This is a genomic window from Mycobacterium heidelbergense (assembly GCF_050205645.1).
GTDB lineage: Bacteria > Actinomycetota > Actinomycetes > Mycobacteriales > Mycobacteriaceae > Mycobacterium > Mycobacterium heidelbergense_A.
The window spans coordinates 207,210-233,919 of sequence record NZ_JBNMQT010000009.1 but is presented as its reverse complement, the minus strand read 5'-3'; the positions used below and the strand labels follow the sequence as shown (position 1 = coordinate 233,919).

Genomic DNA, 26,710 nt, shown 5'->3' with positions numbered 1-26,710 from the left:
CTAGAGGTCCAGCAGCGCGGTCTGCGGCGACTCGATCAGATCCCTGAGCTCGCAGACGAATTGGGCCGCCTGGGCGCCGTCGGCGACGCGGTGGTCGAACACACATGTCAGCGTCATCGTCGGACGCACCACCACCTCGTCGGCGACGACCACCGGGCGCGGCTTGATCGCTCCCATCCCCAGGATGGCGGCCTCGGGATGGTTGATCACCGGCACGCCGTCATCGGCGCCCAGGGCCCCGAAATTCGACACGGTGAATGTCGACCCGCGGAGCTCGGCGGGCGCCAGCGTGCCGCCGCGTGCGCCGGTGATCAATTCGGCTGTCCGGCTTGCCAATTCGCGGGTTGTCTTGCTTTGAGCATCGGTGATCACCGGAACGAGCAGCCCCCGCTTGGTCGCCACCCCGAAGCCCAGGTGTACGTGACGATGGACGTGCACCTGCGGCCCGTCGGATGAATCGACCCACGTCGAGTTGAGAATCTGGTTGTGGGTCAACGCGACAACCAGCATCCGCAGGGTCAGCACGAACGGCGTGATCTCGTGGTGGGCCGCGCGGAAACGGTCGCGCAGCCGCAGCAATTCGCTGTAATCGACGTCCACAGCTACCTTCGCGGCCGGAATTTCCTTGTGGGACAACGCCATTCTCTCCGCCATCCGAGCCTGCACACCGTGCACCGGCCGAATATCGGATTCAGCCTCAGTCCCCTTGGCGGCCGAAAGCACGTCCCCGCGGGTGATCACCCCGCGGTGCTGTATCGAGGCAAGGTCGACGGAGAGCTCCTTGGCCAGTTTGCGCACCGGAGGAGCGGCGCGCGGCCGGCCGCGGCGGCGGCTGATGTCGATGTCGGCGTCCGCGCCGTACCCGACCAGCGTGGGCACCTCGGGCTGGCCGTTGGCCGCCGGCACCTCCCCGCTCGCCGGCGCCGTGTCGATCCGGACCAGTACCGCGCCCACGTTGAGCACATCGCCTTCGGCGCCGTGCGTTTCGACGATCCGGCCCGCATACGGGCTCGGGATCTCCACCTCGGCCTTGGCGGTCTCGACCGAACACAGAACCTGATTGAGTTCGACGTCGTCGCCGGCCGCGACGTTCCAGCACGTCACCGTGACCTCTTGGAGGCCCTCGCCAAGATCGGGCACCCGGAACGATTTGATCCGCTCGTCGGCGCTCATGGCTGCTCCAACGCGCGCTCGACGCAGTCCAACAGCCGATCGGGGCCCGGCAGCCACAACCTCTCCAGCCGCGCCGGCGGGTAGGGCGTGTCGAATCCGCAGGCGCGCAACACCGGCGCTTCCAGCTCGTAGAACATCTCCTCCTGGATTCGTGCGGCCAAGCCGGCGCCATAGCCCAGGCTGCGGGGCCCCTCGTGCATCACCACACAGCGCCCGGTCCGATGGATCGATGCGGCGACGGTGTCGAAGTCCAAAGGCACCAGCGAGCGCAGATCGATGACCTCCAGGCTCCAACCGCGTTGGCGCTCAGCGTCTTCCGCGGTGGCGACGGCGGTATTCACCAGGCTGCCGTAGGTGATGACCGTGACGTCGTTCCCAGGACGGCGCACCAACGCCTGGCCGATGGGCGGTTCGGGCCGGTCGGCGTCGACCGCGCCGCGACCCTGATAGCGCCGCTTCGGCTCTAGGTAGATCACCGGATCCGGGCAGACGATCGAGTGCCGCAGCAGCCAATACGCGTCGGAAGGGTTCGACGGCACCACCACCTTCAGGCCCGCGGTGTGCGCCCAGTACGACTCGGTGGAATCCGAATGATGTTCGGCCGCACCGATACCGCCGAACGACGGTATGCGGACGGTCACCGGCATGTTCACCTCGCCGCGGGTGCGAGTGCGGTACTTCGCCAGGTGGCTGACCACCTGGTCGAACGCCGGATAGGAGAAGCCGTCGAACTGGATCTCGGGCACCGGCACGAAGCCGCGCAGGGCCAGTCCGATCGCGATCCCGACCAGCGCGGACTCCGCCAGCGGAGTGTCGAAACATCGGTCCTCGCCGAACGTCCGGGCCAGTCCCTCGGTCACCCTGAACACCCCGCCCTCGACCGACACGTCTTCGCCGAACACCAGGACCCGGTCGTCCGCGGCCATCGCGTCGTGCAGCGCGCGGTTGAGTGCCTGCACCATGGTCAGCTGTTGTGCGCCGAGAGCGACGTCGTCGACGGTCGTCGCAAGCGCTTCATCGGGACCGGCCGGACGATCGGCGAGCTGGGTCATGCGAGCCTCCCCAATTCGGCGCGCAGCTGTTCGCGCTGCGCCTGCAATCCCGGCGTGATCTCGGCGTAGACGGTGGTGAAAACTTCGTCGATGTCGATGTCGGGCGCGTCGAACACCGCGTCGCGCAGTTCGGCCCGCATTCGCTTCGATCGGGCGGCGACCCGGTCTTCCAGGCGCTCCGACCACAGCCCCTGGCCTTGCAAGTACGTGCGGTAGCGCGGAATTGGGTCCAGCGCTTCCCAGCGGTCGACTTCTTCCTGAGTCCGGTACCGGCTCGGATCATCGGAGGTGGTGTGCGGGCCCAGCCGGTAGGTGACCGCCTCGATCAACGTCGGGCCGGCGCCGGCCCTGGCGCGGGCCGCGGCTTCGGTCATGACCGCATAGCACGCCAGCACATCGTTGCCGTCCACCCGGATACCGGGCATCCCATAGCCAATCGCCTTGTGCGCGATCGAAGGTGCGGCGGTCTGTCTGGAGACCGGCACCGAGATCGCCCACTGGTTGTTCTGCACGTAGAACACGCACGGCGTGGTGAACACCGCCGCGAAGTTCAGTGCCTCGTGCACGTCGCCCTCGCTGGTCGCGCCGTCGCCCAGGAAGGCCACCGTCACCGAGTCTTCGCCGAGGCGTTGTGCGGCCATCGCCGCCCCGACGGCGTGCAGCGTCTGGGTGCCGATCGGAATCGACATCGGGGCACAGCATTTCTTGGTGAAGTCCAGCCCGCCGTGCCAGGTTCCGCGCCATGCGGCCCCCACGTGTCCGGGCGGGATGCCGCGCACCAGGAAGGCGCCCAACTCGCGATATTGGGGAAACAGCCAGTCGGTTTTGCGCAGGCACGCGGCCGCGCCGACCTGAGCGGCTTCCTGGCCGCGGCACGATGCGAACAACGCCAACTGCCCTTGGCGCTTCAGGTTGACGAATTCGGTGTCCAGCTCCCGGGTGACCACCATCGTCTCGTAGAGCCAGCACAGTGTCTCGGCGGGAAGGTCGCGGCTATATCGGCGTTCGGCCGTCGGCGTGCCGTCCGCGGCGATCAGTTGCACCGGCTCGAGGTCGACGGTCATCGGCATCCGAGACATATCCGCCACAACGCCTCCCTAGCTCAGGGCCGCGTGACGGGTCAGGTCAGCAAACCAGCTGCACGAAAGGCTCCGCTCGCCGCGACACTGGCGCACTTTCCATTATGCGCCCGAACGCGAAGAGTCCTGGTTGATCGCGGTATTCGCAGCGAACGTGTCGCGCCTGGTTCAGGCGGGCTCGCCGGCTCGCCGCAGCATCATTTCCGCGTGCTTGAGCACCGGCGAGTCGACCATCTGGCCCTCGAACGCGAACACCCCTCGCTCGGTTCGCGCCGCGGCCAAAACCCTTCGCGCCCAGTCCAGCTTCTCTTCGCTGGGGCGATAGGCCTCGCGCACCACCGGGATCTGGGTCGGGTGGATGCAGACGGTCCCGCCGAAGCCCACCGCGACGGCGTCGTCGGCCTCGGCCCGCAAGCCTTCGATGTCGCCGATGTCCAAATGCACGGCGTCGAGCGCGATCCGGCCGAACGCGGACGCCGCCAGCAGGATCGTCGACCGGACGTGGCGGGCGACATCGCGATAGGTGCCGTCGGGCCGCCGGCTGGAGCTGCCGCCCAGCGTGGCGACGAGGTCCTCGGCCCCCCACATCATCGCCACGGTGCCCTCGGCCGCGGCAATTTCGGCGGCGAACACCGCGCCGCGTGGGGTTTCCACCAGTGCGACGACGTCACGCGGCGCCAGTGCGGTCACCTGCGCGGCCGATTCCGTCTTGGACAGCATCACGGCCGTGTACGCGGTCTCGGCCAGGGCATCGAGGTCGCGGGCCTGCTCGTCGGTGCCCGCGGCGTTGATGCGCACGACGGTGCGTTCGGGGTCCAGCGGCGTCTCGCGCAGGGCCTTGCGGGCGGCGGGCTTGTCCCCTTCGGCGACGCCGTCCTCGAGGTCCAGGATCACCACGTCGGCGGCGGCCGCGGCCTTCGCAAAACGCTCGGGACGGTCGGCCGGGCAGAACAGCCATGCCGGGCCGGCGGCGCGCAGGTTCATTCGGTCTCCTCGGCTGGCCGTTTCTGTACGAGCGTGGTGCGCACCGCACGCGCGACGATATCGCCGTCCTGGTTGCGCCCGGTGCGTTCGAGGGTGACGATGCCTTCGCGGGGCCGGCTCTTCGATTCGCGCTTGCCGGTGCACACGGTCTCGGCGTAGAGGGTATCGCCGTGGAAGACGGGCTTGGGGAACGACACCTCGGAGAAGCCGAGGTTGGCGACGATGGTGCCCAGCGTCAGCTGCGCAACCGACAGCCCGACCAGCGTCGAGAGGGTGAACATCGAGTTCACCAGCCGCTCACCGCGAAAGCCGGGCTGCTCGGCCGCCCAGGCCGCATCGAGATGCAGGGATTGGGTGTTCATGGTCAGCGTGGTGAACAACACGTTGTCGGCCTCGGTGACGGTGCGGCCGGGCCGATGCAGGTACGTCGTGCCGATCTCGAATTCCTCGAACCACAAGCCCCGCTGGACAATCGACCTGCCTTCGGTCATGACAGCCCCAGCGATCGCGCGATGAGCATCAGTTGCACCTCGGTGGTGCCCTCCCCGATCTCGAGCACCTTGCTGTCGCGGTAGTGACGCGCCACCGGATACTCATTCATGAAGCCGTAGCCGCCGTGAATCTGGGTGGCGTCGCGCGCGTTGTCCATGGCCGCCTCCGAGGAGATCATCTTCGCGATCGCAGCCTCCTTCTTGAATGGCTTGCCCGCCAACATCTTTGCGGCCGCCTCGTAGTACGCCGTGCGCGCGACATGCGCCCGGGCTTCCATCCGCGCGATCTTGAAGCTGATCGCCTGGTAGGAGCCGATCGGTTGGCCGAATGACTGGCGTTCCTTGGCGTACTTGACGCTCTCGTCGACGCAGCCCTGCGCGGCCCCGGTGGCCAGCGCGGCGATCGCGATCCGTCCCTCGTCGAGGATCGACAGGAAGTTGGCGTAGCCGGTCCCGCGGGCGCCCAGCAGGTTCTCCTCCGGGACGCGCGCGTCGGCGAACGTCAGCCCGTGGGTGTCCGAGGCGTTCCAGCCGACCTTGTTGTAAACAGGCTCGACGGTGAATCCCGGTGTGCCGTTGGGCACGATGATCGTCGAGATTTCTTTCTTGTTCTCGGCGATGGTTCCGGTGACCGCGGTGACGGTGACCAGCGACGTGATGTCGGTGCCCGAGTTGGTGATGAATTGCTTGCTGCCGTTGATCACCCACTCCCCGTTCTCGAGCCGGGCTGTGGTGCGCGTGCCGCCGGCGTCGCTCCCCGCGCCCGGCTCGGTGAGCCCGAAAGCGGCTAGCGCGCGGCCTGCGGTCAGGTCCGGCAGCCACTTTTGCTTCTGCTCCTCGGTGCCGAATCGGTAGATCGGCATCGCGCCGAGACCTACCCCCGCCTCCAGCGTGATCGCGACGGATTGGTCGACCTTGCCGAGCTCCTCGAGCGCCAGTGCGAGGGCGAAGTAGTCGCCGCCCATGCCGCCGTATTCCTCGGGGAACGGCAAGCCGAACAATCCCATTTCGCCCATCTTGGCGACGACTTCGTACGGGAAGCTGTGCTCCTCATCGTGTTTCGCCGACACCGGCGCAACGACGGTGCGCGCGAAGTCGGCAACGGTGTCGCGGAGATCCTCGTATTCCTTGGGCAAAGTCCCCGCGGTGATTGTGGTCATGACTCGTCCTTACTTTCTTCGTCCGGAATCAGCCGGGCCAAAATCTGGTCCACTGACACCTGGTCGCCCACCGAGACCAGCACCTCGGCTCGTCCCGAAACCGGTGCGCTCAGCGAATGTTCCATCTTCATCGCCTCGACCACCACGACGACGTCGCCTTCGGAGACCTCGGCACCGGAGTCCACCGCGATGGCAATCACATTGCCCGGCATCGGGCTGACAATCTCCGCCTGTTGGGCGCCGGCCGCGCGATGGATCTTTTGCTCCTCGGCCTCCCGCAGGTGCCACGTTCCGCGCTCGTCGGCGATCCACAGATGCCGGTCGGCCTCGGCCCACCGGTAGTCGCGGCGCAGGCCATCCAGCGTCATGCTTAGCCGCGATCGCTCGACTTGCACACTCGCGGAAGACTTCTCACCGTCACCGACCTGAACCCTGGCGGCCTCGGGCGGCCCCCACACCGACACGGTCTCCGTGCGCAGCGGGGTCCGCATCGCGGTACGTACCGGTGAGCCGCGGCCGCCGACGCGCCAGCCCGTCGGCGCGGCCCACAGGTCGCCGTTGGCGCGACGGGCCAGGGCCCACTGCCGGAACAGACCGCCCGCGGCGAGCACGTCGTCGGGGGCGGGCAGCGGCGCGAAATCGGCCACCCGCTCGTCGAGCAGCGCGGTGTCCAGGTCACCGGCCCGCACCCGCTCGTCGGCGAGCAGAAAACGCAGGAACTCGACGTTGGTTTGCACGCCCAGGACGGCGGTCTGGGCCAGCGCCCGGTCGAGTCGTGCCAGGGCCTCGTCGCGGTCGGCGCCGAAGGCGATCACCTTGCTCAGCATCGGGTCGTAATCGCTGCCCACCACCGTCCCCGCCAACAACGACGAGTCCACCCGCACTCCCGCGCCCGAGGGCTCGAACACCTGCAACACCCGCCCGCCGGTGGGCAGAAATCCGCGCGCCGGATCTTCCGCATACACCCGAGCCTCGATCGCGTGCCCGCGCAGCTCGATGTCGTCCTGCGCGAACGCCAGCTTCTCGCCGGCCGCGACACGCAACTGCCATTCGACCAGATCCAGCCCGGTGACCTCCTCGGTGACCGGATGTTCGACCTGCAGACGGGTATTCATCTCCATGAAGAAGAATTCGTCCGGCCGGTCGGCGGACACGATGAACTCCACCGTGCCCGCGCCGACGTAATCGACGCTGCGCGCGGTGTTGCAGGCCGCCGCACCGATCCGCGCCCGGGTCTCGGGATCGAGGAGCGGCGAAGGCGCTTCCTCGATGACCTTCTGGTGACGCCGCTGCAGGCTGCACTCGCGCTCGCCGAGGTGGATCACGTTGCCGCGCGCATCGGCGAGCACCTGCACCTCGATGTGCCTGGGCCGCAACACGAATCGTTCCAGGAACAACGTGTCGTCGCCGAACGAGGAGGCCGCCTCCCGGCGCGCGCTCTGCAGCGCCTCGCGCAGCCGGGCCGGGTCGTCGACCAATCGCATGCCCTTGCCGCCGCCGCCGGCCGACGGCTTGATCAGCACCGGATAGCCGACCTCGTCGGCCGCCGCGACGAGCTCGTCGTCGGTCAGGCCCGGCTTCGCCACCCCGGGCACCACGGGCACGTCGAAGGCGGCGACCGCATTCTTGGCGGTGATCTTGTCGCCCATCACCTGGATCGCAAGCGCCGGCGGGCCCAGGAACACCACCCCGGCGCGTTCGCATGCCGCCGCGAAATCGGCGTTCTCGGAAAGGAACCCGTAGCCCGGGTGGATCGCCTGCGAACCGGTGCGCTCCGCCGCGTCCAGCACGCGGGAGATGTCGAGGTAGCTCTCGCGCGCCGCGGCGGGCCCAAGCCGCACCGCCTCGTCGGCCTCCAGCACGTGCCGTGCGGCGGCGTCGGGATCGCTGTAGACGGCGACCGACCGGATGCCCAGCCGCCGCAGGGTCCGGATCACCCGCACCGCGATCTCGCCGCGGTTGGCCACTAGCACGGTCTCGAACATCGTCACATCCGGAAGACGCCGTAGGAGAGCGGTTCCAGCGGCGCATGGGCGCACACCGAAAGGGCAAGCCCGACAAATGTTCTGGTGTCGGCCGGATCGATGATCCCGTCGTCCCAGAGGCGGGCCGTGGAGTAGTACGGGTTGCCCTGGTCCTCGTACTGCTCGCGGATCGGCGCCTTGAACGCCTCCTCGTCGTCGGGCGACCAGGGTTTACCCGCCGCGGCGAGTTGTTCGCCGCGCACGGTGGCCAGCACGGACGCGGCCTGCTCGCCGCCCATCACCGAGATCCGCGCGTTGGGCCACATCCACAGGAAGCGCGGTGAGTAGGCGCGGCCGCACATCGAATAGTTGCCCGCGCCATAGGATCCGCCGATCACGACGGTCAGCTTGGGCACCCGTGCGCAGGCCACGGCCGTGACCATCTTGGCGCCGTGCTTGGCGATGCCGCCGGCCTCGTAGTCGCGGCCGACCATGAACCCGGCGATGTTCTGCAGGAATAGCAGCGGAATCTTGCGCTTGTCGCACAGCTCGATGAAATGCGCACCCTTCAAAGCGGATTCGCTGAACAGCACACCGTTATTGGCGACGATGCCGACGGGATGGCCGTGGATGCGCGCGAACGCGGTCACCAGGGTCTTGCCGTAGTTGGCCTTGAATTCGCTGAATTCGCTGCCGTCGACCAACCGCACGATGACCTCGTGCACGTCATAGGGCACCCGCGGATCCGGCGGTACGACGTCGTAGAGCTCGGACTGTGCGTGCGTGGGCTCGATGGAGGGCCGCACCTCCCATTGGCTGGGCTCACACGGACCGAAGGTGGCCGCGATCGCGCGGACGATCCGCAGCGCGTGCTCGTCGTCGTCCGCGAGGTGGTCGGTGACCCCGGACACCCGCGAATGCAGGTCGCCGCCGCCGAGCTCTTCGGCCGAGACGATCTCGCCCGTGGCCGCCTTGACCAGCGGCGGCCCGCCGAGGAAGATCGTGCCCTGCTCGCGAACGATGACGGCCTCGTCGCTCATCGCCGGCACGTAGGCGCCGCCCGCCGTGCACGATCCGAGGACCGCGGCCACCTGCGGAATTTCCTTGGCGCTCATGGTCGCCTGGTTGTAGAAGATCCTCCCGAAATGCTCCCGGTCGGGAAACACCTCGTCCTGGCGCGGCAGGAAGGCGCCGCCGGAGTCGACCAGGTAGATGCAGGGCAGCCGGTTCTGTAGCGCGACTTCCTGTGCCCGCAGGTGCTTTTTGACCGTCATGGGGTAATAGGTGCCACCCTTGACCGTCGCGTCGTTGGCGACGATCACACACTCGCGCCCCGACACCCGGCCGATACCGGTGATGATCCCGGCGCCGGGCGACTCATCGTCGTACATGCCGCCCGCCGCCAGCGGGGACAACTCCAAGAACGGGCTGCCCGGATCGAGCAGTCGGTCCACCCGTTCGCGAGGCAGCAGCTTGCCGCGGCTGACATGACGCTCCCGCGCGCGTTCGTTGCCGCCCAGGGCCGCCGCCGCGAGCTTCGAATTCAACTCCGCGACCAGCCTGCGGTGCTCATCGGCGAAAGACGGCGCGGCCGTCACGGAGGTCACTGTGCGGCCGCTCGAATCGTAAGGGGCGGTTGGGTCTTGGCGATCACTTCCTCGACCGATACCCCGGGGGCGGTCTCGATCAGGTGCAGGCCGTCGGCGCAGATGTCGATGACCGCGAGCTCAGTGACGATGCGATTCACGCAGGCGACCCCGGTCAGCGGCAGCGTGCAGCGCTCGAGGATCTTGGGGCTGCCGTCCTTGGCGGCGTGCTCCATCATCACGATCACCTTGCGGGCGCCGTGCACCAGGTCCATCGCGCCGCCCATGCCCTTGATCATCTTTCCCGGGATGGTCCAGTTGGCCAGGTCGCCGGTGGCCGAGACCTGCATGGCACCCAACACCGCGACGTCGAGGTGCCCGCCGCGGATGATCCCGAATGACGTTGAGGAGCAGAAGAATGCCGCGCCGGGAAGCGTGGTGACCGTTTCCTTGCCGGCGTTGATCAGGTCTGGGTCGAGCTGCTCGCGCTTGGGGTACGGCCCGACGCCCAGAATCCCGTTCTCCGAATGCAGGATCACGTGCACACCCTCGGGGATGTGGTTGGGGATCAAGGTGGGCATCCCGATGCCCAGGTTGACGTATTGGCCGTCTTCGAACTCCGCGGCGATGCGCGCGGCCATGTCGTCTCTGCTCCAACTCATGGCCGCACCGTCTCTTTCTCGATCAGCTTGGTGGGATTGGGCACGTGCACCACCCGCTGGACGAAGACACCCGGGGTATGGACCGTGGCGGGGTCGATTTCTCCGGGCTCGACGAGGTGCTCGACCTGGGCGATGGTGATCCGACCGGCCGCCGCGCAGTCGGCGTTGAAGTTGGCCGCCGCCTCGCGGTAGACCAGGTTGCCGTGGCGATCACCCTTCCAGGCGTGCACCAGGGCGAAGTCGGTGCGGATCGAGCGCTCGAGAACGTAGGTGACGCCGTCGAACTCGCGGGTCTCCTTGGCCGGCGACACCACGGCCACCTCTCCGGATGCGTCGTAGCGCCAGGGCAATCCGCCGTCGGCGATTTGAGTGCCGACCCCGGCCGGTGTGTAGAAAGCCGGAATTCCCATGCCGCCGGCGCGCAGCCGCTCCGCGAGCGTGCCCTGGGGGTTGAGTTCCACTTCGAGCTCGCCCGAGAGGAATTGGCGGGCGAACTCCTTGTTTTCGCCCACATAGGAACCGGTGGTACGGCGAATCCGCTTGTGCTGCAACAGCAACCCCAGCCCGGCGCCGTCGATGCCGCAATTGTTCGACACCGTCTCGAGATCGGTGACACCGCTATCGACCAGGGCAACGATCAGCGCTTCCGGGATGCCGCAGACCCCGAATCCCCCCACCGCCAACGACGACCCGTCGGCGACGTCCGCCACTGCCTCGGCAGCGGTCGCGAACACCTTGTCCATTGCCGCAATGCCTCCTCGCCGCGCCAGCCGATTTCAGTTAATTTTCATTAACTGGGTGAGAATACCATTACCCGTGCCGCCGCGTCCAGGGAGCTCATGCCTGGTCACGGAGGTGGTCGACGGCTCGCTCCCGCAGCTCGGTTTTTCGGACCTTGCCGGTGACCGTCATCGGGAACTCGTCGACGATCCACAGGTGCCGCGGGATCTTGAACCCGGCGATTCGGCCGGTGCAGAAGTCCCGCAGGCGCTCGACGGTGAGCGGCTGCGCGCCGTCGCGCAGCATGACCACGGCCATGATCTCCTCCCCGTACTTTTCATCCGGCACCCCGATCACATGGCAGTCGACGATGTCGGGATGGGTATGGAGGAATTCCTCGATCTCGTGCGGCGCGATGTTCTCCCCACCCCGAACGACGATGTCCTTGATCCGGCCCGTGATCCGGACATATCCGTCCGCGTCCATGGCGGCCAGATCGCCGGTGTGCATCCAGCCGTCGGCGTCGATGACCTCCGCGGTGCGCTCGGGGTCGCGCCAATAGCCGGCCATCACCGAGTAACCCCGGGTGCAGAACTCGCCGGCGACGCCGCGCGGCACGGTCGCACCGTTGGCCGGGTCCACCACCTTGACTTCCAGATGCGGGCCCACTCGGCCCACGGTGCCGACGCGCCGTTCCAGCGAATCGCCGGTACGCGTCTGGCAAGAGACGGGCGACGTTTCGGTCATGCCATAGCAGATCGAGATGCCCGGCATGTGCATGCGCTCGATCACCTCGCGCATCACCTCGACCGGGCAGGACGAGCCCGCCATGATCCCGGTGCGCAGGCTGCGCAGCTCGTAGTCGGCGAATTCCGGGAGGCCGAGCTCGGCGATGAACATCGTCGGCACGCCGTAGAGGCTGGTGCACCGTTCCGCTTGCACCGCCCGCAAGGTGGCGGCCGGTTCGAAGCCGGGCCCCGGAATCACCATGCACGCACCGTGACTGGTGGCCGCCAGATTGCCCATGACCATTCCGAAGCAGTGATACAGGGGCGGCGCAATGCAGATCCGATCCGCGGCGGTGTACTCGAGCAGCTCGCCCACCAGGTAGCCGTTGTTGAGGATGTTGCGGTGGGTCAGGGTGGCGGCCTTGGGGTATCCCGTTGTGCCGGAAGTGTATTGGATGTTGATCGGATCGTTTCGGTCCAGCCCCGCCGCGATCTCGCTCAGCGTGTCGGGGTCGGGGTCGGCGTCGGCGAGCGCGTTCCAGCGGTCGCTGTCCAGCAGCACCACGTCGCGCAGGCAGGGGCAACGCGGCGCCACCTCGACCAGCATCGAGGCGTAGTCACCGGTCTTGAAGCTCCGGGCGGCGATAACCATCGTGACCTCGGATTGCCTTAGCGCATACTCCAATTCGCCGGCGCGGTAGGCGGGATTGATGGTCACCAGGATCGCGCCGATCTCGGCGGTCGCGTACTGGACGAGCACCCACTCCCATCGGTTCGGCGCCCAGATGCCGACCCGATCGCCCACACCGATCCCCGCCCGCACCAATCCCGTCGCCAAACGCCGCACGGACACCAGCATTTCGGCATAACTCCACCGCCGATCGGCCCGGACGTCGACGAGCGCGTCGGCATGCGCGTGCCGAGCGGCCGTGGCGGCGAGGTTGGCTCCGATGGTCGTCTCGAGCAGCGGAGGCTCGCTGGGACCGCGTTCGTAGGACTGCAGGTGTGCGGATCCGGTTGCTGCCACGGTTCCTCCGGCTCGGTCGGTTACCAACGTAGACCGTCGCCGACATCGACGACCATGCCGAAACTTGAGTTAATAACCGATAACTCGTGCTATGTTAGTCGCAATTAACTCAAGTGGGACGGAGGCAGGTCATGACGACGTCCGTTCCGAACGGCCGGACCGGGGCGGCTGACGCCCGAAATCGCCGCAGCCAGTTGAAATCCGACCGGCGCCTGCAACTGCTGGCCGCCGCCGAGCGGCTGTTCGCCGAGCGCGGTTTCCTCGCGGTGCGGCTGGAGGACATCGGCGCGGCGGCCGGCGTCAGCGGCCCGGCCATCTACCGGCACTTCCCCAACAAGGAATCGCTGCTCGTCGAGTTGCTGGTCGGGATCAGCGCTCGGCTGCTCGCCGGCGCCCGGGATGTGAAGGCCCGCAGCCCCGACGCCGCCTCGGCGCTGGACGGCCTCATCGACTTTCATCTCGACTTCGCGCTGGGCGAACCGGACCTGATCCGCATCCAGGACCGCGACCTGGCCCACCTGCCCGAGGCCGCCGAGAAGCAAGTGCGCAAAGCCCAGCGCCAGTATGTAGAGGTGTGGGTGAGCGTGCTGCGCGAGCTGAACCCCGGGCGGGCCGAAGCCGACGCCCGGCTGACGGCGCACGCGGTCTTCGGCTTGCTGAACTCGACGCCGCACAGCATGAAGGCGGGCGAAAGCGCGCTCACCAGGCAAAGGGCGGCGCGGTCACGTGCGGTGATGCGGGCGATGACGGTCGCCGCGTTGCTGGCCAGTGAGCGGAGCCCGTAGCGTCCCGCCGGGTACCCTGCATGCCATGAGGCGGACATGAACGATCCACGCCCGACGGAGCGGTTCAGTCCCCCTCTCCCGGGATCGGAACCGCCGGGCCCGCAGGGTCAGCCGAATACCGCGCCCGTCGATCCGGCCTACGCCGGGCAGGCGCCGTATGCGCCGACCTATGGCGGTGGGTATGGCCCGCAATGGACGCAGAGCCTGAACGAGACCAGCCCGACCGATCAGCTGCCGGCGTACTGGCAGCAGGGCCAGCCTCCGCCGGGCGAGCTACCGTCCGAGGGCGCCGGTCCCCCGCCGCCGGAAGGCCCGAAGTCGCCGCGGTGGCTGCTGATCGCCGCCGGCGTTGCGGTGCTGTTGGTCGTCGCGCTGGTAATCGCGCTGGTGCTGGCCAACGGCGCGGTCAAAACACAGACCGCCGTGCCGCCGCTGCCCGCCATGCCGGGGTCGAGCCCGGAAACCACCACCCCGACCACGCGGACCTCGCCGCGGTCGCGATATCCGCTGCCGCCGCCGTCCGTCTCCGCCACGCCCACCGAGACCACCGGACCCGCCGGGATGCAAAGCGTCGTCTACGACGTCAACGGCGACGGGCGGGCGATCAGCATTACCTATTGGGACACCGGCGACGTCATACAGACGGAGTTCAACGTGGCGCTGCCGTGGAGCAAGCAGGTCAGCCTGTCACGGTCGCCCACTCATCCGGCCAGCGTCACGATCATCAACATCGGCCACAATGTCACCTGCACGCTCACCGTGGACGGGGCCCAGGTGACCCAACGCGTCGGAGTGGGCATCACCATCTGCGACGCCGCACACTAGGACGGTTCTAACCCCGCGTGGCGCGGCGGGACCCGAACCAGCGCCATGCCCAGCAGCCCGGCGATCAGCACCAGCGCTATGCCGCCGAGGCCGGCGCGGACGGCGCCGAACGCGTCGACGAACACCGAGAACAGCCACGGCGCCAGGAATGCGACGGCCCGACCGGTCATGGTGTAGAGGCCGAACGCCACGCCTTCCCTGCCGTGGTGTGCCATCTGGAGCAGCAGGGCGCGCGCCGACGACTGCGACGGCCCGATGAACATGCACAGCAGCAGTCCGCATATCCAGAAGGGCACGGGCCCGGACAGCACCATCAGGGTGAGTGCCATGGCGACGATCGCCACCAGCGACCCCAGGATCACAGGTTTGGATCCGATGCGATGGTCGACGAATCCACCTAGGACGGCACCCACCGCGGCCACCACGCTGGCCGCGACGCCGAAGATCAGCACATTCGCTTGCGAGATGCCATACACGTTGACCCCGAGCACCGCGCCGAAGGCGAAGATCGCCGCCAGTCCGTCCCGGAACAGCGCGCTTGCCCCCAGGAAGTAGACGAGGTTGCGGTCGCGCCGCCATTCCGCGGAAACCTCCCGCCACAGCTTGCGGTAGCCACCGAGCAGGCCGGCGGGCGGGCGCGCGGGTGTCGAGTCGGGCAGCCGGTGCGCGGCGAGCAGCAACGGCAGCGCCAGCACCGCGAGCCACGCCGCGGCCGCCAGCATCGCCACCCGGACGTAGAGCCCGTCGGAGACGGGAAGCCGGAGCAGCCCGCGCACCGCGCCCGGGCCGGAGCCCGATCCGGCGATGAATCCCGTATAGATCACGGCCAGCAGCACGACGCTGCCGAGATAGCCTGCCGCCCAGCCGAGTCCGGAGATGCGACCCGCCGTCGCCGGTGTCGAGAGCTGACGGAGCATCGCGTTGTACGGAACGCTTGCCAGGTCACCGCACGCCGCGGTCGCCCCCAACAGCAACAGCCCGGCCCACAGGTAGCCGGGGCGGTCGTGGATGAAGAACATCCAACAGGTCAGCGTCACCGCCAGGGCCGTCAACACGCTCAATACCACGCGCCGGCGGTGCGCGGCTTCCACCCACACGCCGACGACGGGCGCCAGCACCGCGACGGTCAGCCCGGCGACGGCCCCGGCGCGACCCAACCAACTCGCCGGCGTCGTCGGGCCCGGCAGGCCGACCCCCACGCTGCTGGTCAGGTAGACGGAGAACACGAAGGTCGTCACGATCGCGTTCAGGCCCGTGGATCCGGTGTCCCACAGCGCCCACGCCACGATTCGGGATCGCGCAACGGTGCCCGAACCCGAATCCGGCTGACTCATGCCCGGCACTCTATGTGTTGGGGGGCTGTCTACGATTGGCGCATGCCGATACCCGCTCCCAGCCCTGACGCGCGGGCCGTGGTCACCGGAGCTTCGCAAAACATCGGCGAAGCGCTGGCCACCGAGCTCGCCGCGCGCGGCCACAGTTTGATCGTCACGGCGCGGCGTGAAGACATCCTGACCGAGCTGGCCGCGCGACTGGCCGACAAATATCGCGTCACGGTGGAAGTGCGACCGGCCGACCTTGCCGACCCGGCGGATCGCGCGAAACTGTGCGACGAGCTGGCCGCCCGCCCGATCTCCATCCTGTGCGCTAACGCCGGGACCGCGACGTTCGGCCCGGTCGCGGCCCTCGACCCGGCCGGCGAGAAGGCGCAACTGCAGCTCAATGTCCTTGGGGTGCACGACCTTACGTTGGCGGTACTGCCCGGCATGATCGAGCGCAGGGCCGGCGGCATCTTGATTTCCGGCTCGGCGGCGGGCAATTCGCCGATCCCCTACAACGCGACCTACGCGGCCACCAAGGCGTTCGTGAACACCTTCAGCGAATCGATACGCGGCGAACTGCGCGGTTCGGGCGTACACGTCACCCTGCTGGCACCGGGCCCGGTGCGCACCGATCTGCCCGACGACACCGAGGCCACGCTGGTCGAGCGGCTGGTGCCGGACTTCCTGTGGATCTCCACCGAGCACACCGCCCAGGTATCGCTGGATGCGTTGGCGCGCAACAAAATGCGCGTCGTCCCGGGCCTGACGTCGAAGGCCATGTCGGTGGCGAGCGGCTACGGGCCCCGCGCCATCGTCGCCCCGATCGTGGGCAGCTTCTACAAGAAGCTCGGCGGCGGGTAGGCGTTACTTGCGGCGGCGCCTTCCGCCGGGCAACAGATTGCGGATGATCTCGCGTATGCCGGTGTTGACATAGCTTTTCACCGTCGGGTTTTTCAGGATTTCCTCCCACATCGCGGGCCCCTTGGGCTCGAAAGGCGCTGGCATCGGCGGCACGTCGAGCTGGTCGGGCGACGGCAGTCGGTCGTACTGGCCGCCGGGAGCCTGCGGGGGTGACGGAGCGTGCGGCGGCGGTTCCGACGGCTGCGGGACGGTCTGGCCGTATTTGGCCTGCAGCGGACTGGATTTGGCCGCGGCGGAGACGGCGTCGGTGCCGATGGCGGCCATCAGCGATCGGGGCACTCGCATGCGGGTCCACGCGACCGGCGTCGGTGCGCCCTTCTCGGAGAGCACGGTCACGACGGCCTCGCCGATTCCCAACGACGTCAACGCCGACTCCAGGTCGTACACATCGGTTTTCGGATAGGTGCGCACGGTCTTGGACAGCGCCTTCTGGTCGTCCGGGGTGAACGCGCGCAAGGCGTGCTGAACGCGGGCGCCGAGCTGGGAGAGCACGTCATTGGGCAGGTCGGTGGGCAGCTGCGTGCAGAAGAACACCCCGACACCCTTGGAACGAATCAGCTTGACGGTCTGCTCGACCTGCTCGAGAAACGCCTTGGACGCGTCGGTGAAAAGCAGGTGCGCCTCGTCGAAAAAGAACACCAGCTTCGGCTTGTCGACGTCACCGACCTCGGGCAGCACGGTGAACAGATCCGCCAGCACCCACATCAGGAAGGTGGAGAAGATGACCGGGCGCAGCGACTGACCGCTGAACTCGAGCAGCGAGATAATGCCGTGGCCGTTGCCGTCGGTGCGCAGCAGATCCTGCGGATCGAGCTTCGGCTCGCCGAAGAATGTGTCGCCGCCCTCGGCCTCCAGATTCACCAGCGCCCGCAGGATGACACCCGCCGTCGTCGAGGACACCCCACCCAGCGATTTCAGGTCGGCCTTGCCCTCGTCGCTGGCCAGATGGCTGATGGCGCCGCGCAGCTGGTCCAGGGTGACGAGCGGGCGGTTGTTGTCCTTGGCCCAGTGGAAGATCAAGCCCAGCGTCGACTCTTGGGTCGCGTTGAGCCCCAACACTTTTGACAAGAGGATCGGGCCGAAGCTGGCGACGGTCGCCCGTATCGGTACGCCCACCCCGTCGGTGCCCAGCGACAAGAACTCCACCGGGAACGCCGTCGCCGCCCAATCGTCGCCGGTGTCTTCGGCGCGTGCCGCGGTCCTGTCGTTGGCCTCCCCCGGCCGGGCCAGACCAGACAGATCGCCCTTGACGTCGGCCATCAGCACCGCCACGCCCGCGGCGCTGAGCTGCTCGGCGATCAGTTGCAGTGTCTTGGTCTTGCCGGTTCCGGTCGCCCCGGCCACCAGGCCATGCCTGTTGACGGTGGCCAGCGGGATACGAATCTGAGCGCTCGGGTCGGCCGCGCCGTCGACGACGACCGTGCCCAATTCCAGCGCCTGACCTTTGACGGCGTAACCGCTCGCGATCCGCTGCGCGGGTGTCGCCGCCGATTCGGTGCTCATCGTGCCGCGCCCCCTGTCGTTGGTTCAGCACCGCCCACCCTACTGCCCGTCGGCAGGCGGGGGCAGGGCCCGACGGGGTCCCACGTGCGCCTACGCTGAGCGCTGTGCGCGACGAATTGGTGTGGATCGACTGCGAGATGACCGGGCTGGACCTGGGTTCGGACAAATTGATCGAGATCGCAGCCCTGGTCACCGACGCCGACCTCAATATTCTCGGCGACGGCGTCGACGTGGTGATCCACGCCGACGACGCCGCGCTGTCGTCGATGATCGACGTGGTCGCCGAAATGCACTCGCGCTCGGGCCTTATCGACGAAGTGAAGGCATCGACCGTCGACCTCCCGACCGCCGAGGCGATGGTGATGGACTACATCGGCAACCACGTCAAGCAGCCCAAGACGGCGCCGCTGGCGGGCAACTCGATCGCCACCGACCGTTCGTTCATCGCGCGCGACATGCCCGCGCTGGACTCGTTTCTGCACTACCGGATGATCGACGTCAGCTCGATCAAGGAACTGTGCCGGCGCTGGTACCCACGCATTTACTACGGCCAGCCGGTCAAGGGGCTCGCCCACCGGGCGCTGGCCGACATCCACGAATCCATCCGGGAATTGAAGTTCTATCGGCAGACCGCATTCGTGCCGCAGCCGGGCCCGTCTACCAGCGAAATCGAGGCGGTGGTCGCCGATCTCGGCGGCGGAGAGCAAGCTGGCGGGCCAATCGATTCGGCCGCCGAGCCACCAACCGGCTAGTATCGACAGTCGCTGCGCGTCTAGGCGCGGCCACGGTGGCTGTAGTTCAGCTGGTAGAGCACCAGGTTGTGATCCTGGGTGTCGCGGGTTCGAGTCCCGTCAGCCACCCCACCTTCGGAGCGCCCGCGCGCGCCCGACGCACTCAGGTGTTGGCGTTGCCGGCCTTCCACACCGGCCATGGAACGTTCCAGTCGCCCAGCCCCTCGGTCCCCGGCAGCGTCGGCCCGACGGTGTGGACAACCTCGACGATATCCCCGCTCTTGCTGTGGTCGTAGAACCACTCTGCGTTGCTGGGGCTGACGTTCAGGCAGCCGTGGCTGGTGTTCGTGTGCCCCTGGGCGCCGACCGACCACGGCGCGGAATGCACAAAGACGCCGCTGTAGGACATCTGCGTGGCCCAGTCGACCTCGGTGCGATATCCGTTGGGCGAGTTGACCGGAACCCCATAAGTCGACGAATCCATGATGATGTGTTTGAACCGGCCACCGATGATGTACACGCCGTTGGCCGTCGGGGTGCTGTCCTTGCCCATCGACGTCGGCATGGTCTTGACGACTTCGCCGTTGACCCGCACCGTCACCGTCTTGGTGGTGTCGTCGGCGGTCGAGATGACCTCGTCGCCGATGGTGAAGTGCGTCTTGACGTTGTCTTCGCCGAACATCCCGTCACCCAGGTCGACACCGTAGGTGTTCACCGCCACATCAACGGTGGTGCCCGGCTTCCAGTAATGCTCTGGGCGCCAACGCACTTCGCGGTTGTTCAACCAGTAGAACGCGCCCTCAACGGGCGGGTTAGTGGTGATCGTGACGGCCTTCTGGGCCGCGGCGCGATTCGCGATGTTCTCGTCGAACCGGATCGCCACCGGCTCGCCGATGCCCACCACCTCGCCGTCGGCGGGGTAGACGTAAGGCATGGTCAGGTGGGCGGGGGAACTGGTCGCGAAGCTCATCTGGCGGTTCGCCGCGCTACCACCGAGTCCGAGCGCCTTCGCAGTCAGCGTGTAGCGCCGGTTGTAGCCGAGCGGCTCGGTGGTCGACCAGCGCAGCCCGTCGGGGCTGAGTTGCCCGTTTATCGTCTTGCCGTTCTCGTTGACCATGCTGACCGACGCCAGCACCCCGTCGGCAACGCTGACCGTCACCGGTGCGTCCACGGTGACCCCGACCGCGCCGTCGGACACCGACGACGTGAGCTTGGGAACCAGCAGATCGGCGAACGGGGTGCCCTTGTCGAAGATGACCTTCGCCGGCGCGGCCGTCTGGCTGCTGCTGCAGGCAACACCGACCACAGCAAACATGATCATGGCTACAAGCAGCCATGATCGGCGTCTGCGCAAAGGCGTCATCGAGCTGCCTTCCAATAAGATCGGCTGAGTTTGGTCACCGCTGACCAGAATCGGTGCATGCATTCTAATGGGTTCTGGCCGCTCCCCATGCCGACATCGAGCGGCAACGGGCGTCACAATCGCGACAAATTCTCCGCTGCTGCGCCGTCGCGGGCCGAGACGGCTTCGACGCGCGCGAGTTTGACGATGGCCGCCGTCGTCACCAGCGCCGCCGCCACCAGGGCGAGGCTCCCGGCGCCACCCGCACTCAGCGTCTCGCCCAGGACGACAACACCCAGCACCGACGCCACGACCGGCTGCGACACCTGCAGGGTCGGCATCGATGCGGTCAAGGGCCCGGCCCGGAACGCCGCCTGGCTCCACACCACACCCCCCGCCGCAACCAGCAGCAGGGCGTAGAGCTCTGGAGCCTGCGTCGCCGCCCATCCCCGATCGCCGAGCCGGGCGACGACCTCCTTGGCGAGCACCGCAAACACCCCCCAGAGCGAGCCCGACACGAAGGCGAACAACACCGCGGCCACCGAGCCACCCCAGATGCGGCCGGCCGCGACGCACGCGACCAGCAGCGGCCCGAGGACCACACCGACGACCGCCCAGGTTTGCGGTGGCGCGCTCGTCCGACCGGCCTGCGGATTGCCGATTACCACGATCACGATCACCGCCGCAGTGAGCAGGCCCGCCCAGATCCACTCGCCGCGGCTCACCGTGCGGTCGTACAGCCTGGCATTGATCGGCAGCGCAAACAGCAACGAAAGCACGAGCAGCGCCTGCACCAGCAGCACCGATCCCTGGCCCAGCGCGGCCGCCTGCAGCGCGAGGCTTGCCGCGAGCAGCAATGTGCCCCACCACCACCGCCGGTCGCGCAGCAGGCCCACGAACAATTCGATGTGGCCGACCGCGCCGTCGGTGACGCAGTGCGCCGCCCGTTGCTGCAGCACGTCGCCCGTCGCGATGCACAGCGCGGAACCCAGCGCAAGCACAACGGCGATATCGAGCCGGGTGATTCCTTGCAGCATTGCCGTATCCCATACCCAAACGTGGCCGTTCTGACCCGCCGGAAGTGCGGCCAGGTTTGACGGTGAGCCACTCGGGTATGGGTTTGGCTGGGGTAGAAGCGGATTGGATAGGCGATGAACACGACGGACGAGTCGATCAGGATTAGGCATCCAACCGAAGACGACTGGCAGGTTGTCTATGCGAATCAGGCTCGCGCTTTCGGGGATCCGGTGGGCGCGCGGGACGTCGAAGCCTGGAAACGCCGCGTCGAATTGGAAGACATTCTGGTCGCCGAGGATTTCTCCGATCCGCGGCGGCCATTCCTGGTAGGGACGTCGATCATCTACCGCACGCGGCTTACCGTGCCCGGCGGCGCCCGCCTGCGAGCCGCGTGGCTGTCGATGATCGCCGTCGCGTCAACTCATCAGGGCAAGGGAATATGGGCGCAGCTCAGCGCCCAGGGACTGGGCAAGCTGTTGGAGCGCGGCTATCCGGTCGTGTGCGGGGTCCCGACCCAAACCGCGATGTACGACAACTTCGGCGCCGGCGTGGCCAGCTACAGCCGCACCTACTCGATCGACCGGCGCTCGGCGAAGTTGCGGGACGCACCGAGCGATAACCGGGGCCGCGAGGTCAACGCCGCCGAAGCGCGACGACATCTGCCCGAACTCTACGAAAGGTGGTGCGCCGCAACCGATGGGGCCGTGGAGCGCAACGACGCGTGGTGGACCGACTACCTGGAAGACCGATCAACGCAGCGCGGCAACCGATCCGCGCTGAATTGCACGATTCACCCGGACGGCTTCCTCACCTATCGCGTCATCACCGAGACACAGCACGGCTTTCGGCCGCCGTTGGGAACCGTTGTCGTGCAAGACTTCTGCCCCATCACCGACGAGGCACATACCGAGCTGTTGCAGACGTTGTTGGTTTTGGAGATGTTCGACGACATAGAGATCGACGTGCCGGTCGATGATCCGCTTCCGCTCAAACTGCGCGACCAGCGTTCCGCTCGAACCGCGGGCGTCAACGACTTTCTCTGGGTACGCATCAACGACGTGCCCGAAGCACTCGGTGCCCGCGGGTACTTCGCCGACGCCGACGTCGCACTGGAAGTGGTGGACCCGCTCAATCTCGGCGGGGGACGATTCCTCCTCCAGATCCGCGATGGCATGGGGAAGTGTGTGCCGCACGAAGGGCCCCCGGACGTGGAACTCGGCCTGGCCGACTTGGCCACGCTCTATATGGGCGCTCATCGAGCGTCCGAGCTTGTCCGTGCGAACCGGATCACCGAAGTGCGCCCGGGTGCCCTACGCGAGCTGGACGCCGCCTTCAGCACCGAGCGAGCACCGTACTGCGGGACGCTTTTTTGACTCTGTTCGCTCGCGGCTCAGCAGCTACCCTGGAAGGTATCGGTGATTTCGCTCCGCGGCAGGACGCCTGTTATTGTCGCGTACGCGGTCTCGGCCGTCCAAGGCGCCGTTAGCTCAGTTGGTAGAGCAGCTGACTCTTAATCAGCGGGTCCGGGGTTCGAAACCCTGACGGCGCACCCAATCACATTTCCGGTTTTCCCGGAGTCACGATCCGGCGCGCGGCCTCTACGGCCGCTGCGCGCCGTGCGGCGATGATCGCGGGATCGGTGGCGACGGAATCAGGATGCGGTGACTGCGCCCACGCCAACGCGACGCCGAACAACAGCACGAGCAGATCCATGGGGCGCCAGACCGAGTCGACGTAACCGGCGGCCTGGGCGGCCTCGATCACGCGGAGGTCGCGGGCCTGGATCGACTCAAGGTCGTCCATCGGAGGCGGGTCGAGCGTCAGCCCCTCGAGGACGGCCCAGGTGATCATCCGGAGGTGCTCCGGCCGCCGGCAGGCGAGGTCGTAGATGTCGCCGACGAATTCCGGCACCGCCTCTGGACGCAGCGTGACGGCGGCGAAGAATTCCGCGCCATCGGCGGCGACGACGCTGCGGAACAGGGTCTCTTTGTCTCCGAAGTGGGCGTAGAGCCGCTCCTTGCTGGCGTCGGCGGCTTTGGCGATGCGGTCGATTCGGGCGCCGGCCAGTCCGTATTGGGCGAACTCGGACCGCGCGGCGGTCAGGATCGTGTCACGAAGTTCGCTGGTGGTTCGCACAGGAAGATCATACTCAGACGAACTAGTTCGTTTGGTAAGATCGTGGGAAAGCTCCCCGCCCCGATCCGAGGAATGTCGTGAACCAACCAATCAACGCGGTGATGAACCACCCGCGCCGTGTCCAGATTTTGCGCAGCGCGCTGGACCGGGTCCAGGACGGCATCGCGCCCGTCATCGATCTTTTCCGCCCGTACGTGAGCGGGTTGGCGACCTTGCCCGCCGACGGGCGGTTCTTGTTGGTGGGCAACCACACCCAGTTCGTCGGCGGTGAGGTGTTGCTGATTCCGCACTTCGTGCGTCGCGCGATCGGCACCCAGGTCCGGCCGCTGGCCGATCGCCGGTTCGGGCAACAACCCGGGTTTGCCCGCGACCTGATGACCGCCTACGGCGGCGTCGTCGGCGCGCCGGAGACCGCACGAGAGCTGATGCGGCACAACGAAACCATCCTCGTGTTCCCCGGAGGCGGCCGCGAGATCGCGAAATTCAAGGGCGAGGAGTATCACCTGAACTGGGATGGTCGTTCCGGCTTCGCCCGCCTCGCCGTGGAAAACGACTACCCCATCGTCTCCGTCGGCCTGGTCGGCGGCGACGACGTCTACAAGAGCCTGGTCACCCGCGACAGCGCGTTGGGTCGGCTCAGCCGGGCCGCGAGCGCGAAGCTAGCCGGCAATGCCGACATGGCCCTGCCCTTGATGCGTGGAGTCGGCCCCACCCTGCTCCCCCGTCCGCAACGGATGTATCTGCGGTTCGGGGAACCGATCGACACCGCGAAGCCGAACGGCGAATCGACGGAGCAGTGGGTGGCGTCAGTCAGGGACAGCACTCAGCGATCGCTCGAAACCATACTGAGCGAGCTGCTTGCAATTCGCGCTGACGATCCCTTCCACGAACTCAACCCACTGGCCTGGGCGGGGGCCGTTCAAGCGGGCGAATGAGCCTTGGGCCGCAACGGGTTTCGCTGCGGATCAGCGATTCCTGATCCTTCGGACCACCACGACCACAACCACCGAGCCAATTCCCACCAGCGAGACGGCCACCGCGGGCTTCGTCACGAACCCGATCACCTTGGCCTTGAGGTCGTCGGCCAGGCGCCGAGGATTTGCGCGCTCGGCGAGGGAGTCGACGGTGGACGCCAGCTGGTCGCGGGCGACGTCGATGTCCCGCTTGATGGTCTCGGGGTCCCGATCCGCCACGTCTCTTCCTCCAACTCGCCTTGTGCACCTGACGCACTACCCTAGATCAGCTGGCGATAACCCCACGATCCGGTGAACCGAAAGGACTCACGTTGACCGAGACCACGCGGCTTGCCCCGGGCGACAAAGCGCCCACCTTCAGCCTGCCCGACGCCGACGGCAACAAGGTGTCCCTAGCCGACTACCGGGGGCGCCGCGTCGTCGTGTACTTCTATCCGGCCGCTTCGACGCCCGGGTGCACCAAGCAAGCCTGCGATTTTCGCGACAACCTGCACGACCTCAACCACGCCGGACTCGACGTCATCGGCATCTCCCCGGACAAGCCGGAAAAGCTTGCTAAGTTCCGCGACGCCGAGAAGCTGACGTTCCCGCTGCTGTCCGATCCGGATCGCAAGGTGTTGACGGCCTGGGGCGCCTACGGCGAGAAGCAGATGTACGGCAGGACGGTGCAGGGCGTGATCCGTTCCACCTTCGTGGTCGACGAAAAAGGCAAGATCGCGGTCGCGCAGTACAACGTGAAGGCCACCGGCCACGTGGCGAAACTCCGGCGCGACCTGTCCGTCTAGACGCCGGTCAGGTCGGCCAGGTTGGCCAGCAGCAGCGCTTCGGCGATCGCCGCGCGCTCCAGCACACCCAGGTGCAGGCTCTCGTTGACGCTGTGTGCCTGGGTTGCGGGATCCTCGACGCCGGTGACGAGGATCTTCGCCTGGGGGAACGCGGCGGCGAACTCGGCGATGAACGGGATTGAGCCGCCCATGCCCATGTCGACCGGGTCGACGCCCCACGCTTGCCGAAATGCCGCCCGCGCGGCGTCGTACACCGCGCCGCTGGCCTCGATGGCGTATGGCTCGCCGAGGTCGCCGGGTGTGACGGTGACCTGTGCGCCCCATGGCGCCTGTTCCTGTAGATGCGCGGTCAAGGCGTCCAGGTGCGCCGCCGCGTCGCCGCCGGGCGCGACGCGCATGCTGATCTTGGCGCGGGCCCGCGGGATCAGCGTGTTCGACGCGGCCGCAACCGATGTGGTGTCGATACCGATCACGGTGATCGCCGGCTTGGCCCACAGCCGCTGCGGCACCGAACCCGTGCCGATTTCGGACACGCCGTCGAGCAGACCGGAGTCGGCGCGCACCCGCTCGGTCGGGTAATCGACTGGCGCGGCGCTACTTTCGTGCAAGCCGGCGACGGCCACGTTGCCGTCGTCGTCGTGCAGGCTGGCCAGCAGCCGCACCAGCACGCTCAGCGCATCGGGGACCACGCCGCCCCACAATCCGGAGTGCAGCCCGTGGTCGAGCGTGGCGACCTCCACCACGCAGTCGGCCAAGCCGCGCAGCGAGACAGTCAACGCCGGGGTGTCGACGCTCCAGTTGTCCGAGTCCGCGATCACGATCACGTCGGCGGCCAGCGCGTCGCGATGGGCAGCCAGCAACCGGCCCAGTGAGGGCGACCCGGATTCTTCTTCGCCTTCGACGAACACCGTGACCCCCACCGGGGGCCGCCCCCCGTGCGCCCGAAACGCCGCCAAATGCGTTGCGATGCCCGCCTTGTCGTCGGCGCTGCCGCGACCGTAGAGGCGCCCGTCGCGCTCGGTGGGCTCGAAGGGCGGCGAAGCCCACTGGCCGCGGTCGCCTTCGGGCTGCACGTCGTGGTGGGCGTACAACAGCACGGTGGGCGCGCCCGCCGGCGCCGGATGATGCGCGATGACCGCGGGCGCACCGACCTCGCTGACGGTGCGTACATCGCCAAAACCCGCCTGCGACAATAGGTCCGCCACCGCCTGGGCGCTGCGGTGTACCTCGGCGCGGCGGCCCGGGTCGGCCCACACCGATTCGATGCGCACCAAGTCCTCGAGATCGCGGCGTACCGACGGCAACACCTCGCGGACCCGCTTCGCCAGGTCAGTCAAGAAGTCTCCAAGATGGCCACCGCGGCGGCGGTATCCCCCTCGTGCGTCAGCGACACGTGGATCGTCACGTCGGCCAGATGCTTGGCGATATCACCGGTCAGCCGCACCCGCGGTCGTCCCCACATGTCGGTGACCACTTCGATGTCGCGGTGAATGTCCTCCGGCAGCACCGGACGTTGCGCGAACCGCGACCCCGACCAGGCCTTGATCACGGCTTCCTTCGCGGCCCAGCGCGCCGCCAGGTGCCGCGCCGCCGACGAACTCTTGTCCGAGGCATCACGGCGCTCACCCGGCGTAAACGTCTCGGAGAAGACGGTTCCCGGCTGGTCGACCTGCTCCGCAAAATCAGGGATGGAGACGAGGTCGATCCCCACTCCGACGATGCCCATGGCTGGCCAGGTTAACG

General features: G+C 67.6%; 26 protein-coding genes and 2 tRNA genes. 9 read left to right on the top strand and 19 right to left on the bottom strand.

The window, feature by feature from the left end; translation table 11 throughout:
- From ACQI5H_RS13160 to ACQI5H_RS13110, 11 genes are all read right to left on the bottom strand, one after another.
- Entirely contained in the window at positions 1-1,173 is a 1,173-nt protein-coding gene (locus tag ACQI5H_RS13160; protein WP_427079789.1) for a dihydrolipoamide acetyltransferase family protein, read from the bottom strand.
- The gene (gene bkdB, locus ACQI5H_RS13155; RefSeq protein ID WP_427079788.1) at positions 1,170-2,225 is read right to left on the bottom strand and encodes a 3-methyl-2-oxobutanoate dehydrogenase subunit beta; all 1,056 of its coding nucleotides are present in this window, start codon (positions 2,223-2,225) and stop codon (positions 1,170-1,172) included. The genes ACQI5H_RS13160 and bkdB overlap by 4 nt, the downstream gene beginning before the upstream one ends.
- On the bottom strand, positions 2,222-3,304 hold the full coding sequence (gene pdhA / locus ACQI5H_RS13150) for a pyruvate dehydrogenase (acetyl-transferring) E1 component subunit alpha (RefSeq protein ID WP_427079818.1): 1,083 nt from the start codon (positions 3,302-3,304) through the stop codon (positions 2,222-2,224). The genes bkdB and pdhA overlap by 4 nt, the downstream gene beginning before the upstream one ends.
- A 168-nt stretch (positions 3,305-3,472) precedes the next feature.
- Positions 3,473-4,288, bottom strand: a complete 816-nt coding sequence (locus ACQI5H_RS13145; protein ID WP_427079787.1) for an HpcH/HpaI aldolase/citrate lyase family protein — start codon at positions 4,286-4,288, stop codon at positions 3,473-3,475.
- Positions 4,285-4,779, bottom strand: coding sequence for a MaoC family dehydratase (locus ACQI5H_RS13140; protein WP_427079786.1), 495 nt, complete (start codon positions 4,777-4,779; stop codon positions 4,285-4,287). The genes ACQI5H_RS13145 and ACQI5H_RS13140 overlap by 4 nt, the downstream gene beginning before the upstream one ends.
- On the bottom strand, positions 4,776-5,939 hold the full coding sequence (locus tag ACQI5H_RS13135) for an acyl-CoA dehydrogenase family protein (protein WP_076060512.1): 1,164 nt from the start codon (positions 5,937-5,939) through the stop codon (positions 4,776-4,778). The genes ACQI5H_RS13140 and ACQI5H_RS13135 overlap by 4 nt, the downstream gene beginning before the upstream one ends.
- Positions 5,936-7,924 (bottom strand): acetyl/propionyl/methylcrotonyl-CoA carboxylase subunit alpha, encoded by a 1,989-nt coding sequence (locus ACQI5H_RS13130; protein WP_427079785.1) that lies wholly within the window; start codon positions 7,922-7,924, stop codon positions 5,936-5,938. Before ACQI5H_RS13130 ends, ACQI5H_RS13135 begins: the two co-directional genes overlap by 4 nt.
- Positions 7,925-7,926: 2 nt before the next feature.
- The gene (locus ACQI5H_RS13125; RefSeq protein ID WP_427079784.1) at positions 7,927-9,501 is read right to left on the bottom strand and encodes a carboxyl transferase domain-containing protein; all 1,575 of its coding nucleotides are present in this window, start codon (positions 9,499-9,501) and stop codon (positions 7,927-7,929) included.
- Between the two features lie 5 nt (positions 9,502-9,506).
- On the bottom strand, positions 9,507-10,151 hold the full coding sequence (locus tag ACQI5H_RS13120) for a CoA transferase subunit B (protein WP_427079783.1): 645 nt from the start codon (positions 10,149-10,151) through the stop codon (positions 9,507-9,509).
- Positions 10,148-10,894, bottom strand: coding sequence for a CoA transferase subunit A (locus ACQI5H_RS13115; protein WP_427079782.1), 747 nt, complete (start codon positions 10,892-10,894; stop codon positions 10,148-10,150). Before ACQI5H_RS13115 ends, ACQI5H_RS13120 begins: the two co-directional genes overlap by 4 nt.
- 94 nt (positions 10,895-10,988) lie before the next feature.
- The gene (locus tag ACQI5H_RS13110) at positions 10,989-12,626 is read right to left on the bottom strand and encodes an AMP-binding protein (RefSeq protein WP_427079781.1); all 1,638 of its coding nucleotides are present in this window, start codon (positions 12,624-12,626) and stop codon (positions 10,989-10,991) included.
- A gap of 131 nt (positions 12,627-12,757) precedes the next feature.
- Between ACQI5H_RS13110 and ACQI5H_RS13105 the strand changes: the two genes are divergently transcribed.
- Both ACQI5H_RS13105 and ACQI5H_RS13100 read left to right on the top strand, forming a co-directional pair.
- On the top strand, positions 12,758-13,411 hold the full coding sequence (locus ACQI5H_RS13105) for a TetR/AcrR family transcriptional regulator (protein ID WP_427079780.1): 654 nt from the start codon (positions 12,758-12,760) through the stop codon (positions 13,409-13,411).
- A gap of 36 nt (positions 13,412-13,447) precedes the next feature.
- Positions 13,448-14,236, top strand: a complete 789-nt coding sequence (locus ACQI5H_RS13100) for an MmpS family transport accessory protein (protein ID WP_427079779.1) — start codon at positions 13,448-13,450, stop codon at positions 14,234-14,236.
- Here ACQI5H_RS13100 and ACQI5H_RS13095 read toward each other — a convergent pair.
- Positions 14,233-15,570 (bottom strand): MFS transporter, encoded by a 1,338-nt coding sequence (locus ACQI5H_RS13095; RefSeq protein ID WP_427079778.1) that lies wholly within the window; start codon positions 15,568-15,570, stop codon positions 14,233-14,235. The genes ACQI5H_RS13100 and ACQI5H_RS13095 overlap by 4 nt on opposite strands.
- Positions 15,571-15,612: 42 nt before the next feature.
- On the opposite strand from ACQI5H_RS13095, the gene cmrA reads away from it, so the two are divergent.
- Positions 15,613-16,419 (top strand): mycolate reductase, encoded by an 807-nt coding sequence (gene cmrA, locus ACQI5H_RS13090; RefSeq protein WP_427079777.1) that lies wholly within the window; start codon positions 15,613-15,615, stop codon positions 16,417-16,419.
- A gap of 3 nt (positions 16,420-16,422) precedes the next feature.
- On the opposite strand, the gene ACQI5H_RS13085 is transcribed toward cmrA, so the two are convergent.
- A complete protein-coding gene (locus ACQI5H_RS13085) occupies positions 16,423-17,982 on the bottom strand; it encodes a helicase HerA-like domain-containing protein (protein WP_427079776.1) in 1,560 nt (519 codons plus the stop codon).
- A 104-nt stretch (positions 17,983-18,086) separates the two neighbouring features.
- Here ACQI5H_RS13085 and orn point away from each other — a divergent pair, with 104 nt between their 5' ends.
- Both orn and ACQI5H_RS13075 read left to right on the top strand, forming a co-directional pair.
- Complete coding sequence (gene orn / locus ACQI5H_RS13080; protein ID WP_427079775.1) at positions 18,087-18,734, top strand: oligoribonuclease; 648 nt, start codon at positions 18,087-18,089, stop codon at positions 18,732-18,734.
- A gap of 35 nt (positions 18,735-18,769) precedes the next feature.
- A tRNA-His gene (locus tag ACQI5H_RS13075) sits at positions 18,770-18,845 on the top strand.
- 31 nt (positions 18,846-18,876) lie between these two features.
- On the opposite strand, the gene ACQI5H_RS13070 is transcribed toward ACQI5H_RS13075, so the two are convergent.
- Both ACQI5H_RS13070 and ACQI5H_RS13065 read right to left on the bottom strand, forming a co-directional pair.
- Complete coding sequence (locus tag ACQI5H_RS13070) at positions 18,877-20,076, bottom strand: L,D-transpeptidase (protein ID WP_427079774.1); 1,200 nt, start codon at positions 20,074-20,076, stop codon at positions 18,877-18,879.
- A gap of 113 nt (positions 20,077-20,189) precedes the next feature.
- Positions 20,190-21,092 (bottom strand): DMT family transporter, encoded by a 903-nt coding sequence (locus ACQI5H_RS13065; RefSeq protein ID WP_427079773.1) that lies wholly within the window; start codon positions 21,090-21,092, stop codon positions 20,190-20,192.
- Positions 21,093-21,206: 114 nt separating this feature from the next.
- Here ACQI5H_RS13065 and ACQI5H_RS13060 point away from each other — a divergent pair, with 114 nt between their 5' ends.
- Entirely contained in the window at positions 21,207-22,445 is a 1,239-nt protein-coding gene (locus ACQI5H_RS13060) for a GNAT family N-acetyltransferase (protein WP_427079772.1), read from the top strand.
- A 103-nt stretch (positions 22,446-22,548) separates the two neighbouring features.
- A tRNA-Lys gene (locus ACQI5H_RS13055) sits at positions 22,549-22,621 on the top strand.
- Positions 22,622-22,626: 5 nt separating this feature from the next.
- On the opposite strand, the gene ACQI5H_RS13050 is transcribed toward ACQI5H_RS13055, so the two are convergent.
- Entirely contained in the window at positions 22,627-23,208 is a 582-nt protein-coding gene (locus ACQI5H_RS13050) for a TetR family transcriptional regulator (protein ID WP_427079771.1), read from the bottom strand.
- Positions 23,209-23,309: 101 nt separating this feature from the next.
- On the opposite strand from ACQI5H_RS13050, the gene ACQI5H_RS13045 reads away from it, so the two are divergent.
- Positions 23,310-24,143: a lysophospholipid acyltransferase family protein gene (locus tag ACQI5H_RS13045; protein ID WP_427079817.1), complete on the top strand. Its 834-nt coding sequence runs from the start codon at positions 23,310-23,312 to the stop codon at positions 24,141-24,143.
- A gap of 30 nt (positions 24,144-24,173) precedes the next feature.
- On the opposite strand, the gene ACQI5H_RS13040 is transcribed toward ACQI5H_RS13045, so the two are convergent.
- Positions 24,174-24,401, bottom strand: a complete 228-nt coding sequence (locus ACQI5H_RS13040) for a DUF3618 domain-containing protein (RefSeq protein ID WP_076060487.1) — start codon at positions 24,399-24,401, stop codon at positions 24,174-24,176.
- A gap of 92 nt (positions 24,402-24,493) precedes the next feature.
- Here ACQI5H_RS13040 and bcp point away from each other — a divergent pair, with 92 nt between their 5' ends.
- Positions 24,494-24,967 carry a thioredoxin-dependent thiol peroxidase gene (bcp, locus tag ACQI5H_RS13035; RefSeq protein ID WP_427079770.1) on the top strand — a complete coding sequence of 158 codons (474 nt, stop codon included), beginning with the start codon at positions 24,494-24,496 and terminating at the stop codon, positions 24,965-24,967.
- Here bcp and ACQI5H_RS13030 read toward each other — a convergent pair.
- A complete protein-coding gene (locus ACQI5H_RS13030) occupies positions 24,964-26,304 on the bottom strand; it encodes a dipeptidase (protein WP_427079769.1) in 1,341 nt (446 codons plus the stop codon). The genes bcp and ACQI5H_RS13030 overlap by 4 nt on opposite strands.
- A complete protein-coding gene (locus tag ACQI5H_RS13025; protein WP_076060480.1) occupies positions 26,301-26,693 on the bottom strand; it encodes a holo-ACP synthase AcpS in 393 nt (130 codons plus the stop codon). The genes ACQI5H_RS13030 and ACQI5H_RS13025 overlap by 4 nt, the downstream gene beginning before the upstream one ends.
- Positions 26,694-26,710 lie beyond the last annotated feature (17 nt).

Excerpts from the sequence above, each read along its gene's own strand:
- ACQI5H_RS13115 (WP_427079782.1), bottom strand. The coding sequence starts at position 10,894 with ATGGACAAGGTGTTCGCGACCGCTGCCGAGGCAGTGGCGGACGTCGCC.
- ACQI5H_RS13025 (WP_076060480.1), bottom strand. The coding sequence starts at position 26,693 with ATGGGCATCGTCGGAGTGGGGATCGACCTCGTCTCCATCCCTGATTTT.
- ACQI5H_RS13145 (WP_427079787.1), bottom strand. The coding sequence starts at position 4,288 with ATGAACCTGCGCGCCGCCGGCCCGGCATGGCTGTTCTGCCCGGCCGAC.
- ACQI5H_RS13085 (WP_427079776.1), bottom strand. The coding sequence starts at position 17,982 with ATGAGCACCGAATCGGCGGCGACACCCGCGCAGCGGATCGCGAGCGGT.
- pdhA (WP_427079818.1), bottom strand. The coding sequence starts at position 3,304 with ATGTCTCGGATGCCGATGACCGTCGACCTCGAGCCGGTGCAACTGATC.
- ACQI5H_RS13140 (WP_427079786.1), bottom strand. The coding sequence starts at position 4,779 with ATGACCGAAGGCAGGTCGATTGTCCAGCGGGGCTTGTGGTTCGAGGAA.
- ACQI5H_RS13120 (WP_427079783.1), bottom strand. The coding sequence starts at position 10,151 with ATGAGTTGGAGCAGAGACGACATGGCCGCGCGCATCGCCGCGGAGTTC.
- bkdB (WP_427079788.1), bottom strand. The coding sequence starts at position 2,225 with ATGACCCAGCTCGCCGATCGTCCGGCCGGTCCCGATGAAGCGCTTGCG.
- ACQI5H_RS13130 (WP_427079785.1), bottom strand. The coding sequence starts at position 7,924 with ATGTTCGAGACCGTGCTAGTGGCCAACCGCGGCGAGATCGCGGTGCGG.
- ACQI5H_RS13045 (WP_427079817.1), top strand. The coding sequence starts at position 23,310 with ATGAACCACCCGCGCCGTGTCCAGATTTTGCGCAGCGCGCTGGACCGG.
- ACQI5H_RS13135 (WP_076060512.1), bottom strand. The coding sequence starts at position 5,939 with ATGACCACAATCACCGCGGGGACTTTGCCCAAGGAATACGAGGATCTC.
- ACQI5H_RS13100 (WP_427079779.1), top strand. The coding sequence starts at position 13,448 with ATGAACGATCCACGCCCGACGGAGCGGTTCAGTCCCCCTCTCCCGGGA.
- ACQI5H_RS13060 (WP_427079772.1), top strand. The coding sequence starts at position 21,207 with ATGAACACGACGGACGAGTCGATCAGGATTAGGCATCCAACCGAAGAC.
- ACQI5H_RS13095 (WP_427079778.1), bottom strand. The coding sequence starts at position 15,570 with ATGAGTCAGCCGGATTCGGGTTCGGGCACCGTTGCGCGATCCCGAATC.
- ACQI5H_RS13160 (WP_427079789.1), bottom strand. The coding sequence starts at position 1,173 with ATGAGCGCCGACGAGCGGATCAAATCGTTCCGGGTGCCCGATCTTGGC.
- ACQI5H_RS13065 (WP_427079773.1), bottom strand. The coding sequence starts at position 21,092 with ATGCTGCAAGGAATCACCCGGCTCGATATCGCCGTTGTGCTTGCGCTG.
- ACQI5H_RS13070 (WP_427079774.1), bottom strand. The coding sequence starts at position 20,076 with ATGACGCCTTTGCGCAGACGCCGATCATGGCTGCTTGTAGCCATGATC.
- ACQI5H_RS13105 (WP_427079780.1), top strand. The coding sequence starts at position 12,758 with ATGACGACGTCCGTTCCGAACGGCCGGACCGGGGCGGCTGACGCCCGA.
- cmrA (WP_427079777.1), top strand. The coding sequence starts at position 15,613 with ATGCCGATACCCGCTCCCAGCCCTGACGCGCGGGCCGTGGTCACCGGA.